A 14,200-nucleotide genomic window follows, 5' to 3' on the forward strand; every position below is an offset into this window, starting at 1 on the left:
TGTCGAAAATGGGAGAAAATCAGACAGAAAAGTCATAGAATGCTAGATATAAAACGTCAACATTTAGATAATTAGAATCACTTGAGTAAATAATCATGTTTATCATATACTATATGTCGAATAAAAAATACCGAGTGGCACTCTCCACCTGGTAGTAGTAATTACAAACCGCATCAAGAGCGGTTGACTGTGAATAAGTTGCGTAGTTCCGAGAAGTAACCGTCTACTCCGCTGGTCAAAATGGGGCGGTTACTTTCTATTTGTTAGGACGACAATAGTCACAGTTAATGTCAAAGTAGCCACCTCCCTTCTTTCGGGAAAATGGATTAAGAATAAGTATTAATGAGTAATTGATAGAATGCGAGGTTTGATTTCCACTCCTGACAGTCGCTTTCACCACGGGCATAAGTGCGACATCTGTTCAAACTTTACGTTTTCACAGTGTCTTCTTTACCGCAGGCACGGCCTCAGCCTCCTCGGAAGCAAACCACTTCCTGCTTAAGTCTATATACGTGCTGTCCCTATAAGAGTCAACTGTCCTCCGCTCAAATCAACTATTGTATTACTATTAATAAAGATATTAATAAGAAATAGAATAACACAAACTAGCGAAGTCGTAGCGATAATTATAGCGAAAACCAACTGCGCATAATATATAATGCAACGATACAAAACAACAGATATAACATATTTCAATTGTTGACTAATTTCTTCTCTCACATAAATAAACCTCTTCAACAGTAATTGTTCTTTCATGTAGAATACTCATAATACATTCCGCGCGCCCTATCTTTTACACTTATATTCATATCCCTTCCGCACATAAACTATATAATAATTCTGAAAACAACAGAATAGTATTGTACTGTAGATAAGTTCGATTATAATAACAAAAGGAGGGAAAAACATGTTTCAATCGATTACGTTATTTTTTGATCGTATGGTAAGAAGGTATCTACCAGATGCATTCCTTTTTGCGATTATTTTAACCTTTATTGTGTTTATTCTCGGAATTGGATTTACCAATAGCTCCCCAATGCAAATGGTGGAACATTGGGGTACTGGTTTTTGGGATTTATTAGCATTTGCCATGCAGATGTCGTTAATTGTCGTAACAGGTTATATTCTTGCTAATAGTCCTGTCGTTAAAAGAGTCCTTGCTAAAATTAGTACATTTGCAAACTCACCAGGCCAAGCCATTATGCTCGTGACATTTGTCGCAGCAATTGCCTGTCTTATCAATTATGGATTCGGATTAGTAGTTGGTGCCTTACTTGCTATCCATGTCGCAAAACGCGTTCCATCGGTTGATTATCGTTTGTTAATGGCGAGTGCCTATAGTGCATTCCTACTATGGCATGGTGGTTTGTCAGGATCAGTTCCGCTCACGATCGCAACAGAAGATCACTTTTTAACAGATATTTTAGGTGTCGTTCCTATTACAGAAACACTTCTAAGCAATGCTAACTTATTTATCGTCATTGCTCTATTAATTTCGTTACCATTGCTTAACCGTCTTTTAATGAAGTCAACACAAGGTGTCGGGAAAATTGATCAAGAATTTATTAATATGCAAACAAGTAAAAGCCTAGAGGAAGAAGAACCAACCAATACACAAATAGATGAAGATGCAACACCTGCTGAGCGACTAGAAAATAGTCAAATCGTTTCCTTTGTAATCGGCTTATTAGGACTTGTATTCATCATCTACCACTTCGTTCAAAACGGACTTGACTTAAATATTAATATTGTTAACTTTATCATGCTGTTTCTCGGAATACTTGCTCACCGAACACCACGCCGCTTCTTAAATAGTGTTAGTGATGCTGTAAAAAATGCGGGCGGAATCATCATTCAATTCCCATTCTATGCTGGGATTATGGGTATGATGGTCGAATCAGGCTTATCTGAGCAGATGTCAATGTGGTTTGTTAGTATCTCGAATGACTTTACATTACCACTATTCACCTTTATCAGTGCAGGGATTGTAAACTTCTTTGTTCCATCAGGTGGAGGACAATGGGCAATTCAGGGTCCAATTATGATACCTGCTGCAATGGAGCTTGGAGTTGATGGTGCCAAAACAGCAATGGCCGTAGCATGGGGAGATGCATGGACGAACATGATCCAGCCATTCTGGGCATTGCCGCTGCTTGCAATCGCGGGATTAAAAGTAAAAGACATTATGGGCTTCTGCGTCATGATCCTATTCTGGAGCTTCATTCCAATTACCATTGGCTTATTATTTTTCTAAAAAGGCGCAAAAAATAGGTATGCTATTTCGCATACCTATTTTTTATTAGCGAAAGAAGACTGAATAAAAGATAAATCCTACCACCATCAAGAGGATAAGAAATCCCGTGCCTTTCCAACCTAAGCTCCCTACTAAGTCCACAAGACTCCCTTGTTGTGATCGTTTAGAAGCATCATTCAAATTACCAGTTGGATTACTCTTTAATTCTTCTTGCCTTAATCTTTCTCTTCTTTGTTCTGGCGTTTCTTGACTCATTTAACAGTACCCACCTTCATCACGCACGCTTTATTCCTGTTTTATCACATTTCCGTCTTCATCATAATAGTAAATATTTTTAAAGGAAACATTCCCATCACCGGTTTGCGGTAATTCAATCCAAGTGGCTGATGCTTCATGAGGTGTAAATGTTTGCTCGAACTGACTCCCGTTAACTTCCATTTGTATTTCTGCAATTTCACTTTGCTTATTTGTCACAAACATCATTAGAGAGTCTTCAAAAAATGGGGGATAGAATAAACGGAAGGAATCTTGTTCTTCCGTTCGAACAACTCCCCTAATATAATTTCCTCTGCTATTTTTCCGAAATTCGATGTAAGACGGCTTCCCATTTGCTAAAAATCCAACGATCCGATAAGCTTCAAAATCTCTAATATGCAAAATCTCAATCTCATTATTTTCATAGCCTTCGATCGACTGAATGACTTTTACAATAGAATCCTTATCATTTCCATATAATTCTTTGTTATCAACATAAAGATATGAAATGCCGATGAGCAATAGGATGATAAATAACGGAAATAGCTTATCTAGCAGACTTGTTTTCAGATTTTTTTTCTTGTTATACCACACTATTTTTACGATGGATAACACCAATAACCCTATTAATACTGGTCCAAATAGGAATACATATATTTCATAAAGCTCTAAAAAGCTTATGGAAAATAAGGCTATCATCCAAAAAATAAGTAATAGCACAAACTTTACTTTTCTATATTTTTTATCATTAAAAAGAAATTCTAGGATAACTTCCTTCCACAAAAAAATTCACCCCTATAAAGCATTTAGTTGGATCATAACATATATTCCCCATTTTCATAATGGTATGACAACAATTCTTATAATATAAGACTGTTTTCTAAAGGTTATTGCTTTCTAATAACGTCATGCATATAAGATGTATGTTGCGCAGTAATTTACCGTTCCGGCAGAATACTTCGCTTTCACCAGGGGCACAAGTGCGACATCTGTTCAAACTTGTCGTTTTCACAGTGTCTTCCTAGCCATGGACACGGCCTCAGCCTCCTCAGAAGCACAGAACTTCTTTTAGGGGGCTTCGGACATGTGCTGTTCCCATAGGAGTCTCCGTATTCTGCCTTCACTGTAGAGATTTTCTAATCAAAATGTATCATTTATTATAAGTTACATAAATAGCAAAACCTACTGAATAGGAGTTGACTTCCTTCCGCTCTAATCACTAATAATAAGCTTATATATTGCAATAGCTGGTTTTAGCGGAGGAAATACACGGAGACTCCTGCGGGAAGAGAGGCATAGGTGAGACCCCGGAGTGCGTAGCACGAGGAGGCTCAACAGCCACCCGCGGAAAGCGAAGTGTATTTCCGTAGCGGTTTTCATAGAAAAACCTCTGCGTATAATATAGATTATAAGTAGTAGAAAACAACAATGTATCCGAAAAGAGCCTAATATAAGTTGGTTTACCCTATCCTTGTAATTCAGTTTCTAGGTTGAATAAGTAATCAAAGTCTATAATATAAGTATTAGAAAAATGCCGAGTAGCACGAACTACTCGGTATAGTAACTACAGACCGCATTAAAAGCGGTTGACCGTAGAATAAGGTGCATTATACAAAGTAGTAACCGTCTAATCCATTGGTCGGGGCGGTTACTTTTCTTTGTTTAGAAAGACGACGATCGAAATTAGAAAACTTGGGATTCACTGAGCCTTTAAGGTGAATCCCTTAGTTGCCCTTATGCAGTAGGGATGTTTATACTTTCCCTACTGCCAAGTAATGTTAGAGTAGCTGTTATCGTTAAGCTAAATTGTGCTACTAAACTTAATACTTCATATGTCGTCTTTCTACCACCTTCCTTCTGTCGGGAGATGGTCAACCGCCCACATGCTACGTAGTTACTAGTTTACTATTACCATATGATCGTACTTTTTTTATAGCGATATACAAACGTTTGATCTGAGTATTTACTCCCTATCTCCCTTTTTCACCGAAATCTGAGCAATTACAATGCCTGCCAAAATAAACAATGATCCAATGATAATTCCGATTGTTAAAGTCTCGCCTAATAAAATCGTACTAAATAATACCCCGAATACCGGGACAAGCAATGTCGAAATGGTAGCTGTTACCATGTCAACTGCACTTAATAGGATAAACCAGCCTGTGAAACAAAGTGCTGAAGCAAGCACTCCCGTAAATAAAACAATATACATGCTATGTCCGTTTAGGATAACTGGATCTCCCGCTTCCATTGCCAAGGCAGCAAGGATAATTCCGATGGTTCCAAACATCATTTGATATGCAGTCACTTGCAGCTGAGATAACCCCTTTATGTTTTTACGGTAATAAACATTTGATACACCCCAGGAAATGGCTCCAATGATAATTAAACCTTCACCGAAAATAACTAATGGATCCTGTACGATAAGGACATCCCAGCCAAGAATCGTAATCAGGCCGAACAATCCAATGCCTAAACCAACAGCCTTTTGCTTCGTCAGTTTCTCCTGTAAAAATCTTGCTGCAAACATACTACTAAAAATCGGCATCGAATACAGTAGAACGGACGACTTACCAGCATCAACAAATCGTAATCCATACATTGTTAGCAAGAATACGATCGATGTTTGTAATATCCCAATCATGATTAAATGCTTCCATTGATCTTTTGGCGGTAATGGGGCTCTCATCATTATTAAAATCACAAATAAAGTCAGTGCTCCCGTACCAAACCGAAACGCTGAAAACGTAAACGGCCCCATATAGAATAGCGACTCCTTCATTAACACCCAGCTATATCCCCAAATAACAGTAATTAATAGAATCAACGACCATGTTAGCCATTTTTTCTGTTGGAGTAATGTGATATATGATTGATTTATTGGTCTCTTTTGCATGTAAGTCATTCCTTTACATAAAGCTTAACTCATTCGGTGGGGATTTTCCGACGCACAGGACGTGCTAGTGCTGGCGTTGCGATTGACGTGGCGTTCTTAGCCAGTGAGACTCGACAGGACGTGCTAGTACTGGCATTGCGATTGACGTGGCGTTCTTAGCCAGCCTGCCAGTTAACACGTGACAAAAAGACATCCTTACTCAACGAAGAATAAGGATGTAGCTTGAATTTTCCATTATTATAACATGTCATAAATGATTAGTGGTGAAGATCGTTATTTCCTATTCTATATAAAAGAACGTTGCTTGTGTCGCTCTCATTTATTTCTTTGTTGCATGACTTTAGAAGGACCTCGCATGAAATTAGGTGTTGGTTGCACGAGAGTTTAGGTGGATGCTGCACGAGTTTAGGCGTTTATCGCACGAGTTTAAGTGGATGCTGCACGAGTTTAGGCGTTTGTCGCACGAGTTGGAGCTGCCTTTGCACGACTTTTATGAATCCCGCACGAGTTTACGACAAACTCTAACCCAACTCCTATCTTTAGATGTTTACTGTATCCTTTGTCATGTTTAGTAACGTTTGTGCAAACGCATGGGATCGTTCCACATCATCGTTGCTTGGTTCTAAATCTATCTTTAACCGTTCAGGTACTAGTTTTGCTCCTAAATCCACTAAGCGATCTCCCATTAACTCAATAGCACCTCCAAAGGTATCTGGATAGAAGGAATCACATGATCCAAACACCCCAACAGGCTTTCCAGAGAGATCAACATCCTCTAACTCTTCATAAAAATCCTCTACCTCATATGGTAGCTCCCCTTCATCCCAGGTATAGGTTCCAATCAACACGGCATCATATTCTAAAAGCTCCCCCACATCAATTGGATCAAAATCAAATGACTTCGTCTGTACTTGATGTCCAGTCTGCTCTAAATAGTCTACAATTGCTTCTGCGATTAACTCTGTATTTCCAGTCGAGCTTGCATATAGCATCAATATATTACCCATGACACATCCCCTCACGAATTGATGATGTCTTCACCTTCATCGTACTCTAGATTGAGAATGATTTTCAATCGCAATAGCGGAATTCACAAAAGAGGTTTGACAGAAGTGTGAAAAGATGAGGTTTTGTATTTGTTTGGGGCTGGTTTTGACTTTTGTTGTTACTGCTGCGGCACCGAAAAGCATACTCGATTAACTTTCTCCTACTACCCTCCCTGAAAATTACATCGAGAAGCTTGCTCACCTTTTCTTCCTTGAAAGTGCACCGACAAGCACGTTTACTTTCATTTCATCAAACCAACAACAAAAAAACGCCAACTCCCCTCTTGAGGAATTGGCGTTTCCACTATACGATTACTCGCCGATCCATTCATTAATAAGATCTTCGTTTTCTTCAACCCACTTGCGAGCACCTTCAATTTCTTCGTCTGCTTCATTTACATAGCTCATTAGTTGACCAATTTGTTCATCATTCATTTTCCAGTTTTTAAACCATTCATCTAACTCTGGGAAGTCATCTGCAAATCCGTGACGTGTTGCATGGGGTGGATTTAAACAATCTGGAATTGGCCGTGAACTAGGAAAACCAGGTTTAGAAGAATATCAAGAAACGAAGCATATCTTCCATAACCTAAACCCTGAGCCAATGAACTGGTTCTAATAGATGGAAGAGTTTATATAGACATAAATAGATTACTAGGAGGATTTTACATTATGAGTTTAAACATGAAAGTAGAACATATGCACAAATTCCACACATTCGAAATTCCAACAACCATCAAGCATGGAATTGGATCTATCAAACATATCGGTGAAGAAGTAAAAAATCTTGGCGTGACAAAAGTACTTTTAGTAACAGACCCAGGAATTTATAATGCTGGTGTAACAGCACCTGTTGAAAAACATTTACAAGAAGCTGGACTTGAAGTAGTTGTTTTCAATAAAGTAGAACCAAACCCACCTGTACGTTTAATTGCAGAAGGTTCTAAAGTATTTAAAGAAGAAGGCTGTGACGGTTTAGTAGCGGTTGGTGGCGGAAGCTCGATGGATACAGCAAAAGGTATTGGAGTAGAAGCAACTCATGAAGGTTCTGTACTTGATTATGAAGCTGCTGAAGGCAAAAAACCTTTAGAAAATCGTATTCCACCATTAACTACCATTCCAACGACTGCTGGAACTGGTTCTGAAGTAACACAATGGGCAGTTATTACAGATGAAGAGCGTGAATTCAAATTCAACACTGGTGGACCATTAATTGCAGCACACTTAACCATTCTTGATCCTGAACTACATGTATCCATGCCTCCACATGTAACAGCAATGACTGGTATTGATGCATTAGCACACGCAATCGAATGCTACACCATGCATTTCGCACAACCAGTAACAGATGCTGTTGCACTACTAGCTATGGAATATGTAGGCAAATACATTCGTCGTGCATATGCAGATGGTGGCGACTTAGAAGCACGTTATGGTATGGCTCAAGCTGCGATGTTAGCTGGTCTATCATATGGTAGTGAATCTGCTGGTGCAGCACACGCAATGTCGCAAACACTTGGCGGAATCATTCCTGTAGCACACGGTCAAGCTGTTGCAACCATGATGGGACCAGTATTGGAATACAACTGGAAAGGTCATCCTGCTAAATTCGCACGTATTGCCCAAGCACTAGGAGTGGATACTTTCCATATGACAGAAGAAGAAGCAGCAAAAGCAGCTGTTAACGAAATGTACAAACTAGCTGAGGATTTAGATATTCCTAACCTAGAAGAACAAGGCGTATCACCTGACATGATCGATCGCCTATCTAAAGAAGCAATGAAAGATCCACAAACTGTAGGTAACCCACGTGATCTTACAGAAAAAGATTACCAATGGATCTACAAACGCTGCTTCAACTTAGTACCAAAAACAGTTTAATAGATTTACTGGCTGAAACAGGAGATCCTTTTTGATGAGGATTTCCTGTTTTTGGTTGTGACGTTCGCAACTAGCGGAGTGAGGATTCATTGGGGAGCAAGATCTGGATCCTCGTTCCGCTATTGGGATGAAAATGTGGTGTTTTTGGCCTGAGATGAATCCTCGTTCCGCTAATCGGTCTAAAATGGCTATGATTCCACATATAAATTATAACAACTAATGTGATAAACTTAGAATGGAATCATTATCCTAAATCATACATAGGAGTAGATGTTATGAAACGTATTCTTTTAATAAGCCTTTTTATCATAGTGGCCTTCATCAGCTTCTTTTTAACAAGGAAAAAAGGAGCCGCAACAACTTATCAGGTAAAAGGTGTACCTACTTATTATCAATATCCAGAACTCCCAACTGGATGTGAAGCAACATCCTTAGCTATGCTATTAAGCTGGGGCAGCGGCGACGGTAAAGTGAGCAAATACGATGTGGTGGAAAAGCTGCCAAAGGGAGATAAAGTACATGAAGAGAACGGCGAATTAAGGGGAGCGAACCCTGATGTTGAATTTGTAGGTGATCCATATGGTGATGGAGATAGTTTTGGTGTATTTGAAGGGCCTATTCTGGAAACAATTGAAAAATTCATGCCAGGAAAAGGTGTTAATTTAACTGGAAAAGAATTTGAGGATCTACTAGATATAGTACGTTCTGGGAAACCAGTAATGGCATGGACGACTATTGAACAAAAGGAAACCTATCATAGTGATACATGGACAGATAGAAACGGTAATACCATTAAATGGTATACAAATGAACATGCTGTTGTCATCACAGGAATTGATGGGGACAATGTACTCGTTCATGATCCGCATACAGGAAAAGCAGAAGCCTATAATCGTGGATTATTTGAGAAAAATTGGGTATCGATGGGTAAACGTGCTGTCACGCTAGATGTTCCTCCTGAAACAAAGTAACTATTGAGATGTTATATTAAATAAAGCTTCTTTGCTGAAACAGGGATCCTTTTAGTGAGGGTCTCCTGTTTTGAATTAGTAGAACGGTCAAAGAGAGATATAGCGTTCTATTGTCTATGACCGTTTCATCTTGAAAAATAACCAAAAAGGCATTGAGACTGGCTCTCTATTACCTTTTTCAGAAAAAATGCTAGCACAATGGCATTGAGATTGCTTCTCTGTTAATGTATTAGTCTTAAATGAAGGAAAATGGGAATTGAGCACGCTTCTCTGTTCCCTTTTTACTTAAAAAGGTAGCAAAAGTGAATCGAGATCGTCCCTCGATAACCTTTCAATATTAAGATGTGGCACAAAGTGGATTGAGCTCGCTACTCGATCAATTTTTTTAGTACTCCAACTCGGAAAATGCATCAAGCATTCCGCTCGATCAACATTTTAGTATTTCAACTCGTTTAAAATACATTGAGTGCACTTCTCGATACACATTATATAATCTACTGGTAGTTAATCGACCACACATATCCGCTTCTCCAACTAAATTCTTTGACGATCTAGGGTGCATCTTCAGTGCCTTAGCATTATTCATTTGACGAACGGCTACGCAAATGCAACTCCCTCCCCTACTAAATCCAGGTACGCTTACACAATGACAATGGGATTCAATAACAGAGGTTACTGTGCAAGTGCCTGAATCCAAGCATCAACCAAACTCTTTAAGTTGCTGATTTCTCATCACAGTAACCAATTCTTCCACTATCTTTATAAGATTAAATAATTCCATCAACATAAAAATAACTCCTTCACGGAATAACGTCTCCCCTATCAAGTCCAAAATTGGAATAGTTCTTTTACCACTTCAAAATCATTTGGCAACACTTCTGGTGATACATCTACTGCTTGAATAGCGGCATCGGAATCCTTTAAGCCATTTCCAGTTAACACACAAACAACAGTGCTTCCCTTTTGAATTTCGCCTGTTTTCACTTGTTTAATGACACCTGCTAGGGATGCAGCAGATCCAGGTTCTGCAAAGATCCCTTCTGATTGTGCAAGAAGTTTATAGGCTTCGCGAATTTCGGAATCCGTCACTTCATCTATTTTTCCATTAGAGGATTTTGCTGCTTCAACTGCTTTTGACCAGCTTGCGGGGTTTCCGATTCGAATGGCAGTTGCAAATGTTTCAGGTGCTTCAATCACTTGATCCTGAACTATCGCAGCACACCCTTCTGCCTCAAATCCACGCATTTCTGGTAATCCTGAACCATGCTTTTCTTGATATGCCTTGAACCCTTTCCAATAGGCAGTTATGTTCCCAGCATTTCCAACAGGGATAGCGAGTACATCTGGGACCTTACCGAGCTGATCACACACTTCGAAAGCCGCCGTTTGCTGGCCTTCAATTCGATAAGGGTTTGTTGAATTGACTAATGTCACATGTGCCACGTCTTGTAATTGGCGAACCATTGCTTGAGCATTGTCAAAGTTCCCTTTAATGGCGATAATTTTGGCACCATAAATAACAGCCTGTGCTAATTTTCCTTTTCCAATCTTTCCATCTGGTACAATGACAATACAATTCATCTTCGCTCGTGCTGCATAAGCTGCAGCAGAGGCAGATGTATTTCCAGTAGAGGCACAAATAATCGTATTACTTCCTTCTTCTTTAGCCTTAGCAACAGCTAATGCCATGCCGCGATCTTTAAATGAACCGGTTGGATTGGCACCTTCGTATTTCGCATATAATTCAACACCTAATTGTTCTGATAATGTCGGTAATGGGATTAAAGGTGTATTCCCTTCATATAATGTAAGCATTGGTGTCTGTTCGGTAATGGGTAAAATGTCCCTGTATTCTTGTAAAATTCCTTGATAAGTCATAGCAATATCCTTTCTACTAACGAAATATTAGTTAAATAGTACACCAAACGCTAGATTAATTAAACGATTCGGTTCATTTTTAATAGAATTATAGGTAAAATAGAACTACTAGTCTATAGGAGGATTTCGAACGAATGAGTTTAAGTAAATATAAAAAGAAGAAAAATCAATTTACCGCTATACGTGTTTTTACGGATCGAGATCAACCAAGAGCTTCCTTTTGGAAATCATTTGATCAATTAGTTACCGATGAAGAGCCATTCAAAGTCCTTGCTTTTTACGGGATCGGTGGGATTGGCAAAACAAAACTACAGAACCATTTACATGAAGAAGTAAATACGAAAATCCAGCATCATTATCCGAATCAATTGAAACAAGTTTTTGTTAGCTTAGATGCATTTGAATTTGACTCACCGACAGATATATTAATCGCGATTCGGAAACAGTTGACAGTTCCCACATTTTTATTTGATTATGCCCTAATTACCTATTGGTCAGCTGTCGGATACACACCAATCGATATTAAAAAACGATTTGGTGGAACGGAAAATAGTATCATTTGGGATGTCCTAGAAGAAGTGAGTGATGTTGGTGGCTTACGAATTCCACTTAAAATTATCCGCTCCGCCTCAAATAAAGTGAAGCATAAATATTTACGTACATATAGTGATTATAAAGATGAGATGCATGAAATCGAAACTAGTCAGCCGATTGATATTTTCCGAAAACTGCCATTCTATTTAGGATTAGCCATTCACCAGGCATATGAAGAACAAACTATCAAACATATTATCTATTTCGATGCCTATGAAACGATGCTTAAAAAACTGAAAACCAAATCGGTAACAGAATCTGCAGATGAATGGATCCGCGAATTTGTTGCTTCTAGTGAAGTTGGGTTATTTGTAATGGGGAGTCGAGAGGCTATTAATTGGGAGATTTACAACCCTCAGTGGGGAGAGTTTATTAAGAATATTGATTTAGATGTATTAGGTGAAAAAGACGCAGATCGTTTTCTAGCTAATGTACCAATACCTGATACGTCAATTCGCAAAGAAATCATCCAATCTGCTAAAGGAATTCCACTTTATTTAAATTTATGTGTCAACATTTATGAACAAAAAGTATCAGAAGGGGTTAAACTGCAAAGTGAAGATTTTAAAATGGCAGAGTCGGAAGTAATTGATCGCTTTTTACGTCACTTATCAGAAGGCGAAGCAGAAATGGTCAAAACCTTATCCTCTATTCACTTTTTTGATTATGATCTGTTTTCCTATTTAAATGGGAACTTCCATATTGGTTACCCACTGACAAAGTACAAGGAATTTATCGAGAAATCTTTCATTCTTTGTATTGATCCAGATTATGGTATTTATAAAATTCATGATAGCATACGTGAGTATTTATTCGATGGAATTGCCAATTATTCTGGAAAACCGAGCGAGTTAAGTATCACGGTGATTAAAAGCTTATTTCAGTTTATCGATACGTATAAAGAAAAATACGATCTTCCAATTCTAGAGCGTTACTTTAGACAACTCGTCTCTTTATTGGTTCACATTAACGATTTCACGCGCAAGGAAATTGAAGCACTGATTGGAACAGCCTTATACTTAATTGATAATGGCTATTGGAATGAAGTCGAGGAAGCTTCCAAAAAAGCCGTTCAGGAATTACCGATCCCAGATCCATTTTACTTTTTACATGCCAATTGTCTATTGTGGAAAGGGAAATTAAATGAGGGATTAGACATCATTCAGCAGGCAGAGTTAACTCCCCAAAAGCTAGGTCGTTTCTCTGTCACGGCAGAATATGTGAAAACCCACATCATTGCTCTATCTGGTCGATATGATGAAGCGGAAGTACTGTATGAGGATTTAACGAATCGAATTAGCTATCAGCAGGAACAAGAAAAGCTTTACAGTAAGATTTTCCGTCAATGGGGAGACTTATTGTATCTTCGAGGAAAATATAATAAAGCTGTTTCTGTTTTGGATGAGACAGCCAATAAAACGATCAATATTTTTGAAAAAGCGGCAACCATTCGCACGAAAGGCCATGTGTATCGATTAAACTTTTTAAGCGATCAAGCAGAAGATATTTATCGCTCAGCACTTACAATGTTTGAAGGCGAAAAGACAGAGGGCTATATCGGCAAATCCCATACGAGTTTAATGGAGACATTGTGTTGGTCGAAACCAGAAGAAGCGATTGAACTTGCACCAAAAGCGATGGAAATCAATGAATTGCAACGGTCGAAAATTGAACTTGGCCGTATCTATGCATCTTTGGGTATTGCCTATGTCCTCCATGATAAAAACCTAAAACTTGCTAGAGAATATGCAGATTTGGCCATTCAAACACAGGAAGAAACTGGCTTCCAATCTGGTGTTCTTTTTGCAACTGTAGCAAAAGCGATGATAGCAATGGCAACGGGAGATGAAGAAGCTATTCTAGAAGCGAAACAAGCTGTCGAGTCCAAAGTAGAAGATCTTGATGTCTATCATTGTTTGCAATTACCACTTTATGTGTACTTAGACAATCAAGAAAATATTGATAGATTAAGCGAGCAATTTGATTGGATAGATTTCGATCAGACGATTCAACGGGTTGATCAAATCGTAGCGAAATTGAAATAATATTAGCATTAGGAGGTCTTTCTGATCAGGCGGAAAGGCCTTTTTTTGTTGGGTTAAATTGGAATTGATTCTAGCTTTGAGAAGGGTATAAACTATTAATAGAAAAGGCTGTTTTCTAAAAGATTGTTGCTTTCTAGTATGAAATGGCATATAAGATATATTATGCGCAATAGCTTAGCTATGAATACCGCTACGGAAATATACTTCGCTTTCACCAGGGGCATAAGTGCGACATCTGTTCAAACTATTCGTTTTCACAGTGTCTACTTTACCGCAGGCGGCTGTTGAGCCTCCTCGTGCTACGCACTGCGGGGTCTCACCTATGCCTCTTTTCCTGCAGGAGTCTGCGTATATTTCCTTCGCTAGTTATGCACTATTTC

10 protein-coding genes and 1 pseudogene are annotated in these 14,200 nt (G+C 38.7%); 5 read left to right on the top strand and 6 right to left on the bottom strand.

Annotated elements, in window-relative coordinates; genetic code table 11:
• Window positions 1–907: 907 nt before the first annotated feature.
• Window positions 908–2,254 carry a short-chain fatty acid transporter gene (locus GHC26_RS07445; RefSeq protein WP_163970631.1) on the top strand — a complete coding sequence of 449 codons (1,347 nt, stop codon included), beginning with the start codon at window positions 908–910 and terminating at the stop codon, window positions 2,252–2,254.
• Window positions 2,255–2,299: 45 nt separating this feature from the next.
• Here GHC26_RS07445 and GHC26_RS07450 read toward each other — a convergent pair whose 3' ends face one another.
• The 5 genes from GHC26_RS07450 to GHC26_RS07470 form a co-directional block, all read right to left on the bottom strand.
• Entirely contained in the window at window positions 2,300–2,509 is a 210-nt protein-coding gene (locus GHC26_RS07450; RefSeq protein ID WP_163970632.1) for a DUF6366 family protein, read from the bottom strand.
• A gap of 30 nt (window positions 2,510–2,539) precedes the next feature.
• Window positions 2,540–3,292 (bottom strand): hypothetical protein, encoded by a 753-nt coding sequence (locus GHC26_RS07455; protein WP_163970633.1) that lies wholly within the window; start codon window positions 3,290–3,292, stop codon window positions 2,540–2,542.
• 1,180 nt (window positions 3,293–4,472) lie between these two features.
• Window positions 4,473–5,405 (bottom strand): DMT family transporter, encoded by a 933-nt coding sequence (locus GHC26_RS07460; RefSeq protein WP_163970634.1) that lies wholly within the window; start codon window positions 5,403–5,405, stop codon window positions 4,473–4,475.
• A gap of 539 nt (window positions 5,406–5,944) precedes the next feature.
• Entirely contained in the window at window positions 5,945–6,412 is a 468-nt protein-coding gene (locus tag GHC26_RS07465; protein ID WP_163970635.1) for a flavodoxin, read from the bottom strand.
• A 351-nt stretch (window positions 6,413–6,763) separates the two neighbouring features.
• Window positions 6,764–6,976, bottom strand: a complete 213-nt coding sequence (locus GHC26_RS07470) for a glycine betaine ABC transporter substrate-binding protein (protein ID WP_163970685.1) — start codon at window positions 6,974–6,976, stop codon at window positions 6,764–6,766.
• On the opposite strand from GHC26_RS07470, the pseudogene GHC26_RS07475 reads away from it, so the two are divergent.
• The 3 genes and pseudogenes from GHC26_RS07475 to GHC26_RS07485 form a co-directional block, all read left to right on the top strand.
• A pseudogene (locus tag GHC26_RS07475) lies at window positions 6,951–7,070 on the top strand (aldehyde dehydrogenase family protein); the annotation flags it as partial. The gene GHC26_RS07470 and the pseudogene GHC26_RS07475 overlap by 26 nt on opposite strands.
• A 53-nt stretch (window positions 7,071–7,123) precedes the next feature.
• Window positions 7,124–8,332: an iron-containing alcohol dehydrogenase gene (locus tag GHC26_RS07480; protein ID WP_163970636.1), complete on the top strand. Its 1,209-nt coding sequence runs from the start codon at window positions 7,124–7,126 to the stop codon at window positions 8,330–8,332.
• A gap of 275 nt (window positions 8,333–8,607) precedes the next feature.
• A complete protein-coding gene (locus GHC26_RS07485) occupies window positions 8,608–9,303 on the top strand; it encodes a C39 family peptidase (RefSeq protein WP_163970637.1) in 696 nt (231 codons plus the stop codon).
• 822 nt (window positions 9,304–10,125) lie between these two features.
• Here the strand turns inward: GHC26_RS07485 and thrC are convergent.
• On the bottom strand, window positions 10,126–11,181 hold the full coding sequence (gene thrC / locus GHC26_RS07490) for a threonine synthase (protein ID WP_163970638.1): 1,056 nt from the start codon (window positions 11,179–11,181) through the stop codon (window positions 10,126–10,128).
• A 134-nt stretch (window positions 11,182–11,315) separates the two neighbouring features.
• Between thrC and GHC26_RS07495 the strand changes: the two genes are divergently transcribed.
• Window positions 11,316–13,820: a tetratricopeptide repeat protein gene (locus GHC26_RS07495; RefSeq protein WP_163970639.1), complete on the top strand. Its 2,505-nt coding sequence runs from the start codon at window positions 11,316–11,318 to the stop codon at window positions 13,818–13,820.
• Window positions 13,821–14,200 lie beyond the last annotated feature (380 nt).

Source organism: Oceanobacillus halotolerans, from assembly GCF_010993955.1.
Classification (GTDB): domain Bacteria; phylum Bacillota; class Bacilli; order Bacillales; family Amphibacillaceae; genus Oceanibacillus_A; species Oceanibacillus_A halotolerans.